The organism is Sphingomonas sp. P4_G3 (assembly GCF_056401105.1).
Window position 1 is genome coordinate 345,887 of the sequence record NZ_JBFUJZ010000003.1, and the last position, 17,916, is coordinate 363,802.

Annotated in this window: 12 protein-coding genes; 7 read left to right on the forward strand and 5 right to left on the reverse strand. The window is 66.4% G+C overall.

From position 1 onward, the window contains the following. The first annotated feature begins 5 nt into the window (after positions 1 to 5). Positions 6 to 1,730, forward strand: coding sequence for a sulfotransferase family protein (locus AC1DQQ_RS09710; RefSeq protein WP_478045031.1), 1,725 nt, complete (start codon positions 6 to 8; stop codon positions 1,728 to 1,730). Here the strand turns inward: AC1DQQ_RS09710 and nagE are convergent. Genes nagE through AC1DQQ_RS09730 form a run of 4 tightly spaced genes read right to left on the reverse strand, consistent with a single transcriptional unit; the run spans position 1,718 to position 10,980 of the window. Continuing rightward, a complete protein-coding gene (gene nagE / locus AC1DQQ_RS09715) occupies positions 1,718 to 3,433 on the reverse strand; it encodes an N-acetylglucosamine-specific PTS transporter subunit IIBC (RefSeq protein ID WP_478045032.1) in 1,716 nt (571 codons plus the stop codon). The two genes, AC1DQQ_RS09710 and nagE, sit on opposite strands and share 13 nt — an antisense overlap. Further along, positions 3,430 to 5,904, reverse strand: coding sequence for a phosphoenolpyruvate--protein phosphotransferase (gene ptsP / locus AC1DQQ_RS09720; RefSeq protein WP_478042584.1), 2,475 nt, complete (start codon positions 5,902 to 5,904; stop codon positions 3,430 to 3,432). Before ptsP ends, nagE begins: the two co-directional genes overlap by 4 nt. After that, complete coding sequence (locus tag AC1DQQ_RS09725; RefSeq protein WP_478045034.1) at positions 5,901 to 8,153, reverse strand: family 20 glycosylhydrolase; 2,253 nt, start codon at positions 8,151 to 8,153, stop codon at positions 5,901 to 5,903. The genes ptsP and AC1DQQ_RS09725 overlap by 4 nt, the downstream gene beginning before the upstream one ends. Positions 8,154 to 8,190: 37 nt before the next feature. Next, complete coding sequence (locus tag AC1DQQ_RS09730; protein WP_478045036.1) at positions 8,191 to 10,980, reverse strand: TonB-dependent receptor; 2,790 nt, start codon at positions 10,978 to 10,980, stop codon at positions 8,191 to 8,193. A gap of 234 nt (positions 10,981 to 11,214) precedes the next feature. Between AC1DQQ_RS09730 and AC1DQQ_RS09735 the strand changes: the two genes are divergently transcribed. Genes AC1DQQ_RS09735 through nagA form a run of 3 tightly spaced genes read left to right on the forward strand, consistent with a single transcriptional unit; the run spans position 11,215 to position 14,154 of the window. Further along, positions 11,215 to 11,949 (forward strand): GntR family transcriptional regulator, encoded by a 735-nt coding sequence (locus tag AC1DQQ_RS09735; protein WP_478045038.1) that lies wholly within the window; start codon positions 11,215 to 11,217, stop codon positions 11,947 to 11,949. A gap of 34 nt (positions 11,950 to 11,983) precedes the next feature. After that, positions 11,984 to 12,991, forward strand: a complete 1,008-nt coding sequence (locus tag AC1DQQ_RS09740) for an SIS domain-containing protein (RefSeq protein ID WP_478045277.1) — start codon at positions 11,984 to 11,986, stop codon at positions 12,989 to 12,991. Then, positions 12,988 to 14,154: an N-acetylglucosamine-6-phosphate deacetylase gene (gene nagA / locus AC1DQQ_RS09745; protein ID WP_478045040.1), complete on the forward strand. Its 1,167-nt coding sequence runs from the start codon at positions 12,988 to 12,990 to the stop codon at positions 14,152 to 14,154. The genes AC1DQQ_RS09740 and nagA overlap by 4 nt, the downstream gene beginning before the upstream one ends. Before the next feature lie 54 nt (positions 14,155 to 14,208). Here the strand turns inward: nagA and AC1DQQ_RS09750 are convergent, their stop codons facing one another. Continuing rightward, a complete protein-coding gene (locus AC1DQQ_RS09750) occupies positions 14,209 to 15,183 on the reverse strand; it encodes a cupin-like domain-containing protein (protein ID WP_478045041.1) in 975 nt (324 codons plus the stop codon). Positions 15,184 to 15,243: 60 nt separating this feature from the next. On the opposite strand from AC1DQQ_RS09750, the gene AC1DQQ_RS09755 reads away from it, so the two are divergent. The 3 genes from AC1DQQ_RS09755 (at position 15,244) to AC1DQQ_RS09765 (ending at position 17,895) form a co-directional block, all read left to right on the forward strand. Further along, positions 15,244 to 15,885, forward strand: a complete 642-nt coding sequence (locus AC1DQQ_RS09755; protein ID WP_478045043.1) for a TetR/AcrR family transcriptional regulator — start codon at positions 15,244 to 15,246, stop codon at positions 15,883 to 15,885. Between the two features lie 346 nt (positions 15,886 to 16,231). Further along, a complete protein-coding gene (locus AC1DQQ_RS09760; protein WP_478030914.1) occupies positions 16,232 to 16,633 on the forward strand; it encodes a hypothetical protein in 402 nt (133 codons plus the stop codon). Then, positions 16,630 to 17,895, forward strand: a complete 1,266-nt coding sequence (locus tag AC1DQQ_RS09765) for an efflux RND transporter periplasmic adaptor subunit (protein WP_478042592.1) — start codon at positions 16,630 to 16,632, stop codon at positions 17,893 to 17,895. Before AC1DQQ_RS09760 ends, AC1DQQ_RS09765 begins: the two co-directional genes overlap by 4 nt. The last annotated feature ends 21 nt before the right edge of the window (positions 17,896 to 17,916 follow it).

Genomic DNA, 17,916 nt, shown 5'->3' on the forward strand with positions numbered 1-17,916 from the left:
GGGACATGGCGTTATCCGACGCCATGTCCCCTTTTTCTTCCGCCAGCGATCTGGTCGCCCGCGCCCGCGCCGCGTTTCAGTCCGGGCGCCATGCGGAGGCGGAAAAGCTGGCGGCCGAAGCGCGGTCGCAGGATCGAGCATCGCTCGATGCGATCGAAATTCTCGCTTTGACCCATAGCGGGCGCGGCGACGTGGCCGGTGCCGAACGGCTGTTGCGCGAAGCGATCGCGATCGACTCCCGCCCGCGCTGGCCGCATGACGACCTTGCCATGATGTTGTTCGACAGCGGACGCGTGGTCGCGGCGGAGGCAGCCTGCCGTGCCGCCATCGCCGCGGATCCCGGCAATCCGCAACCCGAAATGATGCTCGGCAATATCCTGTCCGAACGGGAGGAGCTGGTCGCCGGCGCCACCCATCTGCGCCGGGCGATCGCGCTGGCCGGCGAGCATCCGCAATTGCTCGCCAATCTCGGCCGCAATCTGCAGCGGCAGGGAGCGCTGTCGGACGCCGAGCCGCTGCTGCGCCGCGCCGTCGCCGCGATGCCCGACGCGTTGCCGCCGCTCGCCTGGCTGGCCGAGTTGCTCGAACAGGCCCGGCGGTTCGACGAGGCGGCGGCGATGCTCGACCGCGCCGAGCGGCTGGCACGAGCACAAGGCAGCGACGTTACCTTGCAGCGCGCAGCATTGCTGTCGCGCACCGAGGATTGGCGCGACGGGCTGGCGCTGCTCGATGCGGAGCCCGGCCTGTCGGGTGCCGCCCTGCTCCAGCGCGGGCGCATGCGCGATCGCGCCGGCCGCCACGCCGAGGCCTGGCGCGACTTCACCGACGGCAAGGCCGCGCTTTCCGCTGCGTCAGCCCGCCGCTATGCGCGCGCCGAGGTCGAGCGCCTGATCGCCGATCTCACCTCGTTTTTCCGGCCCGAGCGGTTTGCCGCACTGGCCCCCGCATCGGTCCGCGACGATGTACCGCAACCGATCTTCATCCTCGGCTTCCCGCGCTCGGGCACCACGCTGACCGAACAAGTGCTGGCGAGCCATTCCGGCGTCCGCGCTGGCGGCGAGCTGCCCTTCGCCGCCGAATTGGCGGCGATGGCGACGGAACGGACCCGCGGCGCCTTTCCCACGCATGTCAACGACCTCGACGCCGCAACCCGCGCCACATTGGCGATCGATCTGCGCGACCATTATGTTGCCCGCGCCGAAGCGTTCGGGCTGCTCGCACCCGGAACATCGTTCTTCACCGACAAGATGCCGCTCAACGAACTGTATCTGCCGCTGCTACGCCTCGCTTTTCCCGCAGCGCCTTTGGTCGCCGTCGGGCGTCATCCGCTCGACGTGATGGTGTCGGCGATGAGCCGCGATTTCACCCATGGCTTCAATTGCGGCTATCGGCTCGAGGATGCCGCGCGCCATTATGCGCTGATCGACACGCTGATGGCCGAGTGGCGGAAACTGCCGGGGATTGCGCCGCATCAGCTCCGCTACGAGAATTTCGTCGCTGCGCAGATGGGCGAAACCGAAGCGCTGATGGCGCATATCGGTCTGGCGATGGAGCCTGGTCAGCTCGCTTTCCACGAAAGCCAGCGCTTCGCCCCGACCCCGAGCTATGCGCAGGTCCAGGAACCGCTCAACGATCGTTCGATCGGGCGCTGGCGGCATTATGCGCGCGAACTCGAGCCGGCACGCGCCATCCTGGCCGAGGCAATTGCCAGGGGCGGCTACGCCGCCTGAAGCCCCGCCGCGACCGACGCGGCATCGGCGCCCAAAATCAGGTGCAGCGCATTGGCCGAGGGCCGTGCGATCATCCGCACGCCGAGTTGCCGCAGCGCCGCCTCGTCGGCGCGCGCCGGATCGGCGAGATCGACCCACAATCGGCTCGATGCCGCGCCAGATGCGGAAATATTGCCGCGTCCGCCCAACGCAGCGAGCCACGGCGCCGGATCGGCGGCCGTCACTGTCGGCCGGCTTTCGGCCACCGCTAGGGCAGCGGATAACGGCCCCGCCGCCGCGCGCATCTCCATCGCCACCGAATCGGCGATCGGACCGAGCACCACCTGCAGTCCCTGCGCGCTCGGGCGGATGAAGCCCCTGGCGCCGAGCTTCTTGAGCCGCGCTTCACTGACCTTCGCCTGATCGTTGACCACCAGGCGGAGCCGCGTCGTGCAGGCATCGATACTGGCGAGATTGCCCGCCCCGCCCAGTGCCTCGACGAACGCCAGTCCACGTTCGGCCGGCAGCGGGGCGGCACCTTCTTCCTCCGCCTCCTCGGGCTCGCGGCCTGGCGTCTTGAGGTCGAACTTCACGATCGCCCAGCGAAAGGTGCCGTAATAGATCGCGAAATAGGCCAGCCCGACCGGGAGCAACAGCAACGGCCGCGTCGACTTGGAGAAATTGAGCACGTAATCGAAGAACCCGGCCGAAAAGCCGAACCCCAGATGCACGCCCAGAATGTGCATCAGCGCCATCGCCACGCCGGTCAGGATCGTGTGCATGAAATAGAGCAACGGCGCGAGGAACATGAAGGTGAACTCGATCGGCTCGGTCACCCCGGTCAGGAAGGCCGTCAGTGCCATCGAGGTCAGCATGCCACCCACCGCCTGGCGCCGCTCGGGCAAGGCGGAGCGGTACATCGCCAGGCAGGCGGCGGGCAGGCCGAACATCATCACCGGGAAGAATCCCGACATGAACCCGCCCGCGCTGGGATCGCCGGCGAAGAAGCGGTTGAGGTCGCCGGTCTTGCCGTGGAAATCGCCGATGATGAACCAGGCGACGTTGTTGAGCACATGGTGCAGGCCGGTCACGATCAGCAGCCGGTTGAGCACGCCATAGACGAACAGCCCGATCGTTCCCGACTGGACGACGCCATAGCTCAGCCCGTCCACGCCCGCGTCAATCGGCGCGAAGCCGAAGCCGACGAAGGCCGCGAGCGCCAGCCCGGCGAACCCCGCCAGGATCGGCACGAACCGCCGGCCGCCGAAGAACGACAGATAATCCGGCAGTCTGATGGTCGAATAGCGATTGTAGAACGCCCCCGCGATCAGCCCGGAGGCGATCCCGATCGGCACCGCCAGTTTGGAGATCGCCTTGTCGCGCCACGCCGCCTCGGCCAGCGCGGCGATATCCTTGCCCATATTGGCAGTGATGTCGGGTGGCACATGAAGCAGTGTCATCGCCCCGCGCGTCGCGACCAGAAAGCAGACCAGGCCGGCCAGCCCCGCCGCACCATTATTGTCCTTGGCGATGCCGACCCCGATGCCGAGGGCGAACAGCAGGCCGAGATTGTCGAAGATCGCCCCCCCCGCCGCGGCGACGAACGGGATGTCGAGCAGATCGGGCTGGCCCAAGCGTAACAACAGCCCTGCGATCGGCAGGACCGCGATCGGCAGCATCAACGCGCGGCCGAGCGGCTGGAGCGATTGCAGCGAGAGCTTCATTGGCCTTGCTCCGACAGAGAAGAGACGAGCGAGCGCACCGCATCGGCATCGGGCGCGGTCAGCGCTTTCGCGGCGATCGCGCGGCATCGGGCGAGATCGAGCGTGCGGACCAATGCCTTGGTCTCGGCGACCGCCGCGCCCGGCACCGACAATTCGGTCACGCCCATTCCGATCAATAAAGGCACTGCCTCCGGATCGGCGGCGAGCCCGCCGCACACGCCGGTCCAGCGTCCGTGCACTGCACCCCCGCGCACCGTCTCGTCGATCAGCCGCAGGACCGCGGGATGCAGTCCATCCAACCCGGCGGCGACCGCCGGATTGGTGCGGTCGCGGGCGAGCGCATATTGCGAGAGGTCGTTGCTGCCGATCGAGAAGAAGTCGGCGTCGACCGCCAGTCCCGCCGCGGTCAGCGCTGCTGCGGGGGTTTCGACCATGATGCCAAGTTCAGGCGCTGCCACGCCAAGATCGTCGGCATGCCGCGCCAGCGCCTCGCGCGCCGCGGTCAGCTCGGCACGATCGGCGACCATCGGCAGCATCAGCTTGAGTGGCGCGTGCGCCTTCACCCGCAGCAAAGCACGCAACTGCGCATCGAGCAGATCGCGCCGCGCGAGCTGAAGCCGGATGCCGCGCAAGCCGAGCGCCGGATTCTCCTCGGCCGCGATCGTCAGATAGGGCGCCGGTTTGTCCGCGCCGATATCGAGCGTGCGCACGATCAGCGGCCGCTCGCCCAGTGCATCGGCGATCGCCTGATAGGCGGCGCGTTGCTCCTCCTCGTCGGGCGGCGTCGCGCGATCGAGGAACAGGAATTCGGTACGCAGCAACCCGCAACCCTCGGCGCCCTCCGCCACCGCAGCGCGCGCATCGGCGGCGGAGCCGAGATTGACGAACACCTCGATCCGCCTGCCGTCGGTAGTGACCGCGGGTTCGTCGGCATGCGCCAACGCTGCCTGGCGGCGCACCTGCCGCGTCTCGATCCGTGCGCGCACCGCCGCCACGTCCGCCGCATCAGGCGCGATCCGCAGCGCACCGTCCTCGATCACCAATTCGGTGCCCGGCTCGATCCGCCCCAGCGCGTCGCCGAGCGAGACCAGCATCGGCAGCCCCATCCCCGCCGCGATGATCGCGACGTGCGAGGTCGTCCCACCGCGCGAGGTCGCGATTCCAGCCAACCCCGCTTCGCCCAGCGCCATCAATTGCGAAGGATAGAGTTCATCGGCGATCAGGATCGCGCCGGGCGGCGGCGGGACCTGATCGGGTTCGCCGTGGATCGCCAGCACCACGCGGCGCCCGAGATCATTGAAATCGTCGATCCGTTCGGCGAAGCGCGCGTCGCCCGCGCCGCGCAATTGGTCGGCATAGAAATCGATCGCTTGCCGCCAGGCGAACCCCGCGCTCTTGCCCGCCACGATCGCCGTGTCCGCCGCGCTCGCCAGCTCGAGATCATCGAGCAAGGCGAGATGCGCCGCCGCGATGCCCGCGCGATCGCCCGCGCCTGCCGCATCCGCCGACAGCTCGGCACGCACACGATCCTTCGCCCCGGCCAGCGCCGCGCGCTCGGCCTCGATTCCCGAACCATTTTCGGAAATATCGGCGACCGGATCGACCGGACGGAAGGCGGGTCCGATCGCCGTTCCCGGCACCGCGGTCACGCCGTTCAGAATCGAGGGCAGCTCGGCAATTGCAGCGCTCGGCGCTGGTTCGGCAGGCCCGCCGACCGGCTTGAGCTCGCCCATCCCGGTCGCCAGCAAGTCCGCCACAGCCGCAACGCCGTCACCATCGCTACCGCGCACCGTGATCGCCGCGCCGTGCGCCAGCGCCAGCGCAAGCATCGCCACCGCGCTCCGCGCCGAGGCAGCCCGGCCCGACGACTCGACGATTTCGATCGTTCCAGGATAGCTAGCCGCGAGTTGCGCGATCCGCGCCGCCGGCCGCGCGTGCAACCCATAAGCGAGCGGCAAGTCGAGCGTTCGACTGATGGTCGCTGCCGTCGCCTCGGTCGCCGCGACCGCATCGCCGAGTGACCGGAAGCGCATCACCGTCTCGCCCGCCGCGATTGCGCGATCGCTCACCGGATCCTCGACCGCGAACGCGTCGCCATTGGTGACGATGACCGGCGTGATCAGGCTCTTCGCGGTCCGTGCCAGCCGATCGAGATCGAATTCGACCAGCAACTCGCCCGCCGCGACGCGCTGGCCGTCGGCGACCTTGGGCGCGAACCCCTCGCCGCCCAGCCCGACCGTTTCCAGACCGATATGCATCAGCAATACCGGTCCGGTATCGAGTTGCAGCGTCACCGCATGCCCCGCCGGGTGCACCGACACCACCACGCCCGCGCCAGGTGCTAGCAATCGCCCCTCGACCGGGTCGATCGCGACGCCGTCGCCCAGCATCTTCTCGGCGAACACCGGATCGGGCACCTCGGCCAATCGCGTCGCCCAGCCCGCCAGCGGGCTCGCGATGGCCAGGCTCATTTCGCCGGGCCCAAGGTCAGCCGGTCGAGCATCCACAGGGGATTGGGGCCGGTCTGGGTGAAAGTCATGCACAGATCGTGGCGTCCTTGTTGCGGCGGCAGCGATCCGTTGATCGTGCTGACGCCGGCATTGCGTATCGCGGCGCCGAGCGGAATGCTCGCGACCACCGGGCCATCGCAGCGATCGAGCCTGACCTCGAGCTCGCCGGTCGGCGTGCGCGGTTTGTCGAACACAACCTTGGTGAGGTCGGCGCCGATCGAGAAGTTGAACGGCACCTGGCCGACCTCCGCCGACAGCGAGGCGATGCCGTCGAGCGAGGCGCGCTTCCAGATCCAGCAGGGATGGAAGATGTCGCCCCAATGCACCCGGCGTAGCCCGTCGGTAACGCCGTCATCCTCGAGCCGCAGCGAGACCGCCGAGGTGCACAAGTCCATCTCAGTCGCGGCGCGAGTCCGCAGCAAGGCCGCGGTCAGCGTCCAGTCGCGCCCGGCGCCTAGCGGCTCGCTCCCGGCAAAGGCGCGCGCGCGGAGCCGGGTTCCCTCCGGCAAGGTCAGCGAACCTTCATAGACCAACGAGGCCGGGTTCGGCGCGCTTCCATCGATCGTATAGCGCAGTGTACCGACATCGGCCTGCTGGCGAAGCTTGATGGTCACTTCCCCATCCTTGCCATCGACACTCGCGAGCGGCTCGAGGGGAGTCATATTGTACCCGAGCCCCAGCCGCCGATAGCGCGCGAACTCCGCCGGCAATCGCGCGGCGAATCCCTTCCAGTCACGCTTCGCCGCCGGCGTCCAGCCGAGTTCGGCGAGCGCGGCCGCGCGCGGCCACAGCATGCGATCGGCATAGGCGGTGGTGCGGACATGCTCGGTCCACAGATTGACCTGCACGCCCAATAGATGCCGCCGCTCGTCCGCGCTCAGCGCATCGGGCAGTGGATCGAAGGTGTAGATATGCTTCCAGTCCATCACCCCGCCGCGCCCCGGCGGCTCGTCGCCTGAATCGCTCTGGATATGGTCGAGGTAGAAATCGGGCGAGGGCGACAGGATCGTGTCGTGCCCTGCCTTGGCCGCAGTGATCGCGCCGGACACGCCGTGCCATGACATCACCGTCGCCGAGGGTGGCACCTTACCCTCCAAGATCTCATCCCAGCCGACCAGCCGTCGGCCGCGCGTCTGGAGATAGTCGCCGATCCGCGCCATGAACCAGCCCTGGAGATGCTCTTCGTCCTTCAGCCCCAGCGCCTTCATCCGCGCCTGGATGCGCGGATCGGCCTTCCATTGATCCTTGACTGCCTCGTCGCCGCCGACATGGACATAGCGCGACGGGAACAGCTCGAGGACTTCGTCGAGCACATTGGCCAGGAAGGTGAAGGTCGCGTCATCGGTGTTGTACAGATTGTACATCACCCCCCAGTCGGAACTGGGAGCCTTGGGCGGCGTCGCGGTCGAACCGAGCGCAGGATAGGCAGCGATCGCCGCCGTGGCGTGCCCCGGCATGTCGACCTCTGGCACGATCGTGACGTGCCGCGCCGCGGCATAAGCGACGATCTCGCGAATCTCTGCCTTGGTGTAGAAGCCGCCATAGCGCACCTGCTTGCCGGTCTTCGGGTCGACACCGGCTGCGCCCGCCGGCTGGCGCCACGCGCCGATCGCGGTCAGGCGCGGATATTTGTCGATCTGGATCCGCCATCCCTGGTCGTCGGTCAGATGCCATTGCAGGATATTGAGCTTCTCCATCGCCAGGCGATCGATCAGCTGTTTGACATAGACCGGCGGCTGGAAATGCCTGGCGGAATCGAGCATCACCCCGCGCCAGGTGAAAGCCGGCGCGTCGTCGATCGTCATCGCGCCGATCCGGCCGTCGCGCGATGCGGCGATCAGCTGCCATAGAGTGGTCGCGCCATAATAGAGCCCGGTGTCGGTGGACGCCGATACCGTAACGCCGGCCGGCGTCACGCGCAGGCGATAGGCCTCATTCCCTTTGATCGACGCGTCGCGGCGGAACCGGATCGCGCCCCCTCTGGCCAGCGCCAGCTTCGGTCCGCCTGTGCGCGCGACAAGTTCGGCCAGGCGTCGCGCGGCGGCGGTGCCGCCGGCATCGTCGGCGGCGATCGTCGCGCGGGCAAAAGAAAAGCTGCCGACCTGCGACGTCACCGTCGCGGGCATCGGCAGCAGGGGGAGGTCAGGTGATGCCCATGCCGCCGCCGGCATGGTCGAGATCATGACGGCGGCGAACAGGGCGGTGCGCATCGGGTAATCCTATTCGGTCTTGCCGATGCGCGACAGGTCAGAAGTGGACTTTGCCACCGACCCAGAAGGTGCGGCCATTGTTGTAATAAGCGCGCGGGATCGAGGGGTCGCCGACAAAGTAATAGAGCTTGTGGTTGAGCAGATTCTGCGCGTCGGCGGTCAACGCGAAATATTTGGTCACGTTGAGCGTCAGCGAACCGTCGAGCGTGCCGAAATCGGCCTGCCACATCGGTGTCGAGCGATCGATGCCCGAGCGGAATTTCGAGCGGAACGTATAAGCGAAGCGGGTCGAGATCAGCGAATTCTCATAATAGGCCGTGACGTTGAACGTGTGCTTCGAATTGCCGTCGATGACACCGCCGTCCGCCGCCTTGGCATCGGCATAAGTGTAGTTCGCCAGCAGCCCGAACCCGCCATAGATCGGCTGTTGCCAATTGACCTCGACGCCCTTGTTGGTGCCGCCCTTTCCGTTGACCGGGCCGGTGATCAGGAAGTTCGCGCCTGCAGGATGCTGCTGCGTGATCAGGAACTGCGTCGTGGTGTTCGTCGTGATGTACGAGTCGATGTCGAGGTAGAACAAATTGACCGAGAACAGCGACTGCTTGCCGTAATACCATTCGGCCGCAAGGTTGAACTGCCAGGCACGAGTCGGATCCAGATAGGGATTGCCGCCCGAAGTACCGGTCAGCGCGAGGTCGCTGACGGTGAAGGCGCCAGCGAGCTGAGCATAGCCCGGCCGCGTCATCGTCTTGGCGGCACTTGCTCGGATCAGGAGGTTGGGCATCGCGTTCACGGTCAGGTTGGCGCTGGGCAAGAAATCCCAATAGCTACGATTGACGCGATTGGTGTCGCACCAGGCCTTCCCGTCCGACTGCGTCGGGCAGAACATCGAATAGACCGGATCGAGGCCGCCAGTAGCCAGCGGGTTCGGCGTGTATTGCGTGGTGTTGAGTTCGGTATGCACTGCACGAACGCCGATATTGCCGCGCCAGCCCTGGCTCTCGCCGCCCAGCTTGGCCATGGCATAGACCGCCTCGGTCTTCTCCTTCACCGAGAAGCTCGCCTGCGGATAGAAAGCGAATTGGCGGCCGCCCTGCGTCGCCAAGGTCGCCAGCACCTTGTCCTTGTCCGCGATCGAATAAGGCGGGAAGGCGACCAGTCCGTCGAGGAAATCGTCCGGCGTGGTGCCGCCGTTGAACACGGTGCCGAGTCCGACGCCCTTGGTGCCTGAATAGAGGCCGTTCCCGGCCCAGGAATAAGCGGTGTAGTTCACCTCACGCGTGTGGTCGGTATACCGGCCGCCGATCTTGATCGCCTTCAGGAAATCGCCGTCGAACTTATATTCGGCGTCGGCGCGAACATAGGTTTCCTTGTCGGGCGACAGGATGCGGCCGCCCCACGACCAGCTGTAATAATTGTTGAGATAGGCGGCCGACTTCGGGTCGGTCGGCAGTCCGGGATAGTTGACCGTCGCGCCCTTGCCGGCGAGCGCATAATTGACGCCGGTGTCCCAATAGGTTTCCCAGGCATAGGTGTCCTTGGTGGCACCCTCACCCTTGGTATAGCCGACCTCTCCGGTCAGCGTCAGGTGATCGGTCGGCTTCCACTCGGTTTCCAGGTTGATCACCCAGGTCGACGAATAGGCATCACGGAAGATATCGTCCTGAACGCGGCCCTGGATGGGATTACCGTTGACGTCCATGGCATTCCACGACGCTGCGGTCAGATAGCCGTTGGTGACGGTATAAGGGCCGAGCGCGTAAGGGCGTGGCAGAAACGTTACGGGGTCAATTCCCGGCGTCGAATTGCTGCCGATCACCCGGCTGATCCACGCCATCGAGTTGCGGTTGACGTTATTGGCGTCCATCCGCGTGTAGATGCCGTTGAGCGTCACCTCGAACTGATCGTTCGGCTTGTATTGCAGCGCGACGGTGCCGCCCTTGCGCACGCGCTTCTGGCTGAAATAGGCCGCGCCGATCAGATTTGGCGCGGTGACCGTCTGATTGGTGCCGGCGAAATTGTTATAGGTGGTGTAGCCGAGGAATTCCTGGCCATCGCGGCGGAACTCGCGCTCCTGATAATAGCCGGCAATCAGCAGACCGACCGTCCCCGCCTGGTTCTTCCAGCTATAGAGACCCGACACCTGCGGCTTCACCTTGTCGGCCAGGTCATTGTAATTGGCCTGGGCGGTCAGGCTGAACGAATTGGCCGGCAGATCGAGCGGGCGCCGGCTGTGAAGATTGATCGTGCCGCCGATGCCGCCTTCAGGCAGGTCGGCTTCGGACGATTTATAGACTTCCAGCTTGCCGACGATTTCCGACGGCAACAGGCTGAAGTCGAAGCTGCGCCCGCCGCTGGTCTGGTCGAGCACGAACCAGTCGCCGGTCGCGACCGAATGGCCATCGAGCAACGTCAGATTGAGCGTCGGATCGGTGCCGCGGATCGACACCGACTGATTCTCGCCGAAGCCGCCGGCATTGGCCGATCCGGTGACGACGTTGACGCCGGTCAGACGGCCGAGCGAGTCGGCGACGTTCTTGTCGGGAAACTTGCCGATATCCTGCGCGGTGACGACTTCGGAGACGACATCATTGGCGCGCTTGGAGTCGAGCGACGCCTGGATCGAGGCGCGGATGCCGCTGACGACGATGTCGTTGCTTTGGTCCTGCGGATCGGCAGTGGTGGCTTGACCGCTGCCCCCGACATCGGCAGGCGCCGCAGCCGCTGGCGCGGTCTGCGCAAAGGCAGGCGCCGCCATAGTCAGTGCGAGCATGCTTGCGGTACAGGCGAACATCGCCCGATGCGTTTTGGCTTGGAACGTGACCATGATCTTCCCCTTCAACCCCTGGATTGGACTGTACCAAAGTACGACCAACTGTCGCCAATTGCCCTGTCCGGTCTCATTTTTGGCCCGGATCAGGTCTGTTGCGAGTGTCATAAAGGCGCATTGGTCATTAAATTGCAATACCAAAATCAATACCAGTGCAAATATTTCGTACTTTGGTATTGAAATGGCATTATCCGATGGCTTAAGGAGCGTCGCGTCAAGGGGTTGTCCGCCATGTTCGTCGATCGCGTAGGAAGACTGCCGGAAGGGGATACCGCGCCGCTGTACCAGCAGCTGCAGCGCGTCCTGCGCTCCGCGATCGAGCGCCAGGTTCTTGCCCCCGACGAAGCGCTGCCGCCCGAACGCGATCTTGCCCAGGCCTATAACGTCTCACGCGTCACCGTACGCAAAGCGCTCGACGGACTGGTCGATGCGCGGATGCTGACCCGGCGCCAGGGCGCCGGCACCTTCGTCGCCGCGCGCGTCGAAAAGAATTTCGCGACGATCTCATCCTTCACCGAGGACATGCAGTCGCGCGGCCGCGTGCCGCACAGCGAGTGGCTGGCGCGCACCGAAGGCACGGTCGCGCCCGAGGAAGCGATGGCGCTGGGCCTCAGCCCCGGCAGCCAGGTTTATCGCTTCACTCGCATCCGCTATGCCGATGGCGTGTCGATGGCGCTCGAATATGCGACCGTCCCGGCGAGCTCGTTGCCCGGGCTCGATGAGGTGACCGAATCGCTCTACGACGCATTGGGCGATGACCGTCCTGTGCGTGTGCTGCAGCGCTTCCGTGCGGTGCTGTTCACCGACGAGCAGGCCGAGTTATTGGCGATCCCGCGCAACTCGCCTGGGCTCGAGATCGAACGCCGCGGCTATACCCAGGATGGCCGTACGGTCGAATTCACCAAATCCTGGTATCGCGGCGATGCTTACGACTTCGTCGCCGAACTCAACGTCCCGCCAGCCTGAGAGTCCCGTGCCGCTTCTTCCCCACAATACGCTGATGTTTGCCGAAGCCGCCGAAGCGGCGGACGCGGTTGCGCGCCAGGCGATCCGCCAGCGCGATGCGCGTATCGCCTTGGCCGCAGCGCTGCGTCAGGCGCCGCCGCGCGCGGTGGTGACCCTGGCGCGCGGCAGCTCGGACAATGCTGCAACCGTCGCACGCTATTTGGTCGAAACGCACCTACGCCTGCTGACCAGCTCGGCGGCGCCCTCGGTTTCCTCTGTCTATGATTCGGCACCCGATTATGCCGGCACCTTGATGCTGGCGGTCTCGCAATCGGGCCGCAGCCCCGATCTGATCGCCGCCGCCGAGATGGCCAAAACGGGCGGCGCGCGGCTGGTCGCGTTGGTCAACGACGAAAGCTCGCCGCTCGCAGCCCTTGCGGACACCTTCCTGCCGCTCGCCGCGGGCCCGGAAAAGAGCGTCGCCGCGACCAAGTCGTTCATCACCAGCGTCGCCGCGCTGATCCATCTGATCGCCGACTGGGCGGAGGATGACGAATTGCTCGCTGCGCTCGACGGGCTGCCGGCACTGCTGGAGCAGGCCTGGGCGCTCGATTGGTCGCCCGCGCTCGAGCCGCTGCGCAACGCCACCAATCTCTATGTCGTCGCGCGCGGCCCGGCCTTCGGCATCGCGCAGGAAATGGCGCTCAAGATCAAGGAGACTTGCGGCTTCCATGCCGAGGCGTTCAGCGCCGCCGAAGTCCGCCACGGCCCGATGGCGATCGTCGAAAAGGGCTTTCCGGTCCTGCTGCTCGGCCAGGATGACGAATCGCGCGACAGCGTCGCCGACCTCGCCCCCGAATTCGCCGAGCGCGGCGCGCTGGTGCTGAGTGCCGGGTTGAAGGATGCGCCGGGCCTGAGCTTGCCAAGCCTCGACGCGCATCCGGTGCTCCAGCCGGTTTTGCTCGTCCAGAGCTTCTACCGCCTCGCCAACGCGCTCGCCGTCGCGCGCGGCCGCGATCCCGACCGTCCTCCGCATCTCGCCAAGGTGACCGAAACGGTATGACCCGCACCGCGCTCACCAATGCCCGCGTGCTGCTGCCTTCCGGCCTGCGCGACGATGTCTGCGTCGTGATCGGCGATGGCGAGATTTGCGCGATCTCGTCCGCCTCGCCGCAGGATGCGCGGATCGTCGATCTCGGCGGCCGATTGCTGCTCCCCGGCTTCATCGACACCCAGGTCAATGGCGGCGGCGGGCGGTTGTTCAACGACGATCCCAGCGTCGAGACGATCCGCGTCATCGCCGAAACACACCGCCGCTTTGGCACCACCGGCCTGCTGCCAACCTTGATCAGCGACGATCTCTCGGTAGTCGAAGCCGGCATCCGCGCGGTCGATGCCGCGATCGATGCCGGACTGCCCGGCGTGCTCGGCATCCATATCGAGGGGCCGTTCCTGTCCAGCGCGCGGCACGGCATCCATTCGGTCGACAAGCTGCAGCCGCTCAAGGACGATTATCTCGATCTGCTGACCTCGGCCAAGCGCGGCAAGACGATGGTCACGCTCGCCCCGGAATGCGCGACGCCCGCGCAGATCGCCCATCTCGCCGCCAAGGGTGTGGTCGTCAGCGCCGGCCATTCGGACGCGCGCTATGAAACCGTCCGCGCCGCGATCGATGCGGGCCTGACCGGCTTCACCCATTTGTTCAACGCCATGTCGCAGCTCGCCAACCGCGCGCCCGGCATGGTCGGCGCCGCGCTCGAGGACGATTCCACTTATGCCGGGATCATCGCCGACGGGCACCATCTCCATGATGCCACGTTGCGCGTCGCGGTCCGCGCCAAGGGGCAACATCGCCTGATGCTGGTGACCGACGCGATGCCGAGCGTCGGCTCGGATGAGACGCGGTTCGTGCTCCAGGGCCGCGAGATCTGGCGCGACGGCGATACCTTGCATGGTGCGGACGGCGTGCTCGCGGGGTCGACTTTGACGATGGCGGGCGCGGTCAAGGGCATGATCGAGCGCGGCCGCGTCTCGCTGGCGGCGGCGGTGACGATGGCTTCGGCGACACCGGCGGCATTTCTGGGACTGAGCGGCCAGACCGGCACGATCGCCGCCGGCATGCGCGCCGATCTCGTTCTGCTGGAGGACGATTATACCGTGCGCGAAACGTGGATCGGTGGTGAGGCGAGTGGTGTGGTGCGGCCCTCCGCTGCGTTGACGAATTAGAGCTCCCCTCCCTGAAAAAGGGAGGGGAAACTACTAGATCGATTCGCGCCGACCCTACCGCGACATCATCTGCCCGAGCTGCCGCCGCACGCGAGCCTTGCTGTCCTCGCTCAGCGTCCCGCGAATGCCGCGCCGCTCCTCGGGCACATGATCGAGCGGCGGACCGAATACGAATTCGTCGAACATCGCCCGCCACGCCGCGCGCTGGTTTTCGGGCAGACCGGAAAAAGCCAGGATCGCGTGAACCATCGTGTCCAGCGGCGCGAGCCCGGGCTGCGGCGCGGGCGCTTCGTCCCACCAATAATTGACCAGGATGCTCACCGGATCGAGCGAGCGGACATGGTGCCACCACATATGGGGAATGAAGAGGGCATCGCCTGACTCGAGTTCGACGATCCGGGCACGCGCCATAGCCTCGCGCGCCAGCGGGAAGCGGTCGAAATCGGGTTCGTCGGGATCGAACAGACCGATCGGCGTGCCCGCAGGGGTAAATTCGATCGGACCGATGTAGAGATTGGCGACCTGATCGGGCGGAAACAAAGTGAAGCGTCGCCGCCCCGCCATCACCACGGCGATATTGCTGTTCATGTCATGATGCGTCGCGACCCGCACGCGATTGCCGATCCAGATGCGCGGCGCCACGCCCTCCGGCGCCAGCGGCATTCGGTTTTCCGCCTCGAAGCCCGGCAGCGCCTCGGGCACCGCCACCGCTTGCGCCGCGATCGCCGGCGGCGTTGACGCGGGTGCGGCGGTGTGGAGCCGCGCAAACAACGAGGCAAGCGTTCCCGAGTCGCGGACGAAGGTCAACGCCGACATGTCGGCATTATACCCCAGTCGTCCATTGGCCTCGGGCGGCGCGATCGCCACGCCGATCGGTTTGCCTGTGTCGAATTGCGCCAGATAGGCGCCAGGGTCGGCGGCCTTCACCGCCGGCCAGTCAGCGGCGATCCCGCGGAAAACCGCCGGCGCCGTGCGATCGGCCAGCACGATGGCGGCATCCGGCGCCAGTTCCTCGACCCTGTTCGTCATCAGCCGACTATGCCGCTAACCCGAGGGATGACAACCGCTCAAGCTGGGTAGGGCGCCGCTATGGACAAACACCGACTCGATAATTATCTACCGACCGATATGGAAACAGCCGTCCTCCGTGGCCGCCCCCGTGAATTCGACGTCGACCAGGCGTTGACGGCGGCTCTGCGCGTGTTCTGGAGCAAAGGGTATGAGGGCGCGTCAATGACCGACCTCACCGATGCGATGGGGATCACTCGTCCCAGCCTCTACGCCGCGTTCGGCAACAAGGAAGCCTTGTTCCGCAAGGCGCTCGACCTCTACGAGCGCGAGAAGCTGTGCTATATGGGCCAGGCGCTCGAGGCACCGACCGCACGCGGCGTCGCCCAGCGTTTGCTCCAGGGCAGCCTGGAAAACCAGACCAGCCGCGACGACCCACGAGGATGTCTCGGCGTGATCAGTTCGGTCGCGTGCGGCGCCGAAGCCGACTGCATCCGACAGGAAGTGCTCGAACGCGGCAGGATCGCGCACGAAGCGCTGATCGAGCGGATGGAGCGCGCGGTCGCCGAAGGCGATTTCCACACTCCGGTCGATGCCGAGGGCATCACCAAATACCTCACCGCGATCCTTCAGGGCATGGCGGTCCAGGCCGGCGCGGGCGCCTCACGCGAGGACTTGCGGCGGCTGGTCGATACCACGCTTGCTGTATGGCCAAGCCGCTGATTGACAAGCCAGGCTTCACGCCGCATTGCAAAAAATATCGCTCGGTACAGAATTTTCCCTTGAACCATTCCACCTGAGTTTCTATACTGCTCGGTATAGAAGATGGACGATCCTCCCCAGGGCGTCCTTCGGGTCGAAGGGAAGAGACCGGATGAACGGCCGAGCGGACACCCACTTCTAGCGTTTGCGTATTATAGGGATAAGCCCTCGCCCCCGAGCGCCGGATGCGGTGCCGGAGCGCGCGACTTGTCACATCTTCATCGGATCACCCCGGCGACTACCCCATCGCCGGGCATGGGCCGCCGCACGCCCCCTGCGGCGGCCCCAACAATAAGGAGGACACGCCATGGCCTATCTCGAATTCGCCCCCGCCGGCGGCGGCGCGCTGCTCGATCGGTCCCCCGTGGCACCCCGCAGCTTCACGCCGAAGCCGGCCGATTTTTCCGCGCTCGAATGGCAGGTCGTCGATCTCGCCCAGCGTGATCGGCTATCGTCGATCAACCGCCCAGGCGCGCTCGCCCGCGCGTTTCGCTGGGCATTTGGCGGCGTGGTCAAGACGGCCCTATCCGATCCGCGGCTCGAGGCATTGCGCCGCATCGCCGTGCTGAGCTGGTATCGCGGTTTCTCCGTCGCGCCGGCCGAAGTCCGCGCTTTCCTCGCCGCCGGCTTCACGCTCGAACAGTACGAAACCCTGCTCTTCCGGATCAATGCGATCCGCACCAATCTTCCCCGGAGCTTCCGCCGATGAACATGATCACCCCGATCAACGACGACGCTACCGCGCATCCGCTCGACGGTAGCGCGCCGGGACGCCGCCAGCTGTGGCAGCGTGCCGCCTGGGTCGCCGCTCCCGTTGCTTTGCTCGCCGCCGGCTATGGCCTGGTCCATCGCTCGGCCCCAGCGATGGCCGCACCGCCACCGCCGACCGTCACCGTCGCCACGCCGCTCGAACGCGACGTCACCGAATGGGACGATTATGTCGGCCGGTTCGAGCCGAGCCGCTCGGTCGAGGTGCGGCCGCGCGTCTCGGGCGCGGTGACCGCGATCCACTTCACCGACGGCCAGATCGTCCGCGCCGGCCAGCCGCTCTTCACGATCGACCCGCGTCCTTATGCCGCCGCTTTGGCGGAAGCGCGCGCCGGCGTCGCGACTGCCAGCAGCGACCTCGCGCTCGCGCGTGCCGATTACGACCGCGCGTCGCGGCTGGTCGACGTCGACGGCGTGTCGAAGAGCGAAATCGATCGCTTGCGTGCCCGCGTCCAGGCGACGACGGCCGCGGTCGCCGCTGCCCAGGCCCGCGTCCGCGCTCGTGCGCTCGACATGGAGTTCACCGTCGTTCGTGCGCCGATTTCGGGTCGGATCTCCGACCGCAAGATCGACGCCGGCAATCTTGTCGCGGCGGGCGAAGGCGGCAGCGCTACTTTGCTCACCACGATCAACGCGCTCGACCCGATCTATTTCAGCTTCGACGGATCGGAGGCCTTGTTCCTCAAGGCCAAGCGCGCCGGAGCCGGCGCCGCGTCGCCGATCGAGGTCAAATTGCAGGACGAGAGCGATTATCGCTGGAAGGGCAGGCTCGACTTCACAGATAACGGCCTCGACATGAAGTCGGGGACGATCCGCGGCCGCGCCGTGCTCGACAACCCGAACCTGTTCCTGACCCCAGGCATGTTCGGCAACATGCGCCTGGCGACCGGCGGCCGCAGCCGCGCGCTGATGGTGCCCGACACCGCGATCGTTACCGACCAGGCGCGCAAGACCGTGCTGGTCGTGGCCAAGGACGGCAGCGTCGCCGCCAAGCCGGTCCAACTCGGCCCGGTGGTCGATGGCCTCCGCGTCATCCGCGGCGGGCTCGCGACGAACGACCGGGTGGTGATCGTCGGCACGCAGATGGCACAGCCGGGGACCAAGGTGCAGACGCTCGCCGGCAAGATCGCGCCGGTCGCGCCCACTGCCACCGCGCCCCAACTGGCAGCGCCGCCCGCGGGTCAGGCCACGCTCGCCCAGTAAGACTCTACTCTTCCCTCGTTC

Excerpts from the sequence above, each read along its gene's own strand:
- AC1DQQ_RS09750 (WP_478045041.1), bottom strand. The coding sequence starts at position 15,183 with ATGACGAACAGGGTCGAGGAACTGGCGCCGGATGCCGCCATCGTGCTG.
- AC1DQQ_RS09740 (WP_478045277.1), top strand. The coding sequence starts at position 11,984 with ATGTTTGCCGAAGCCGCCGAAGCGGCGGACGCGGTTGCGCGCCAGGCG.
- AC1DQQ_RS09725 (WP_478045034.1), bottom strand. The coding sequence starts at position 8,153 with ATGCGCACCGCCCTGTTCGCCGCCGTCATGATCTCGACCATGCCGGCG.
- nagE (WP_478045032.1), bottom strand. The coding sequence starts at position 3,433 with ATGAAGCTCTCGCTGCAATCGCTCCAGCCGCTCGGCCGCGCGTTGATG.
- AC1DQQ_RS09735 (WP_478045038.1), top strand. The coding sequence starts at position 11,215 with ATGTTCGTCGATCGCGTAGGAAGACTGCCGGAAGGGGATACCGCGCCG.
- AC1DQQ_RS09710 (WP_478045031.1), top strand. The coding sequence starts at position 6 with ATGGCGTTATCCGACGCCATGTCCCCTTTTTCTTCCGCCAGCGATCTG.
- AC1DQQ_RS09760 (WP_478030914.1), top strand. The coding sequence starts at position 16,232 with ATGGCCTATCTCGAATTCGCCCCCGCCGGCGGCGGCGCGCTGCTCGAT.
- AC1DQQ_RS09755 (WP_478045043.1), top strand. The coding sequence starts at position 15,244 with ATGGACAAACACCGACTCGATAATTATCTACCGACCGATATGGAAACA.
- AC1DQQ_RS09730 (WP_478045036.1), bottom strand. The coding sequence starts at position 10,980 with ATGGTCACGTTCCAAGCCAAAACGCATCGGGCGATGTTCGCCTGTACC.
- nagA (WP_478045040.1), top strand. The coding sequence starts at position 12,988 with ATGACCCGCACCGCGCTCACCAATGCCCGCGTGCTGCTGCCTTCCGGC.
- ptsP (WP_478042584.1), bottom strand. The coding sequence starts at position 5,904 with ATGAGCCTGGCCATCGCGAGCCCGCTGGCGGGCTGGGCGACGCGATTG.
- AC1DQQ_RS09765 (WP_478042592.1), top strand. The coding sequence starts at position 16,630 with ATGAACATGATCACCCCGATCAACGACGACGCTACCGCGCATCCGCTC.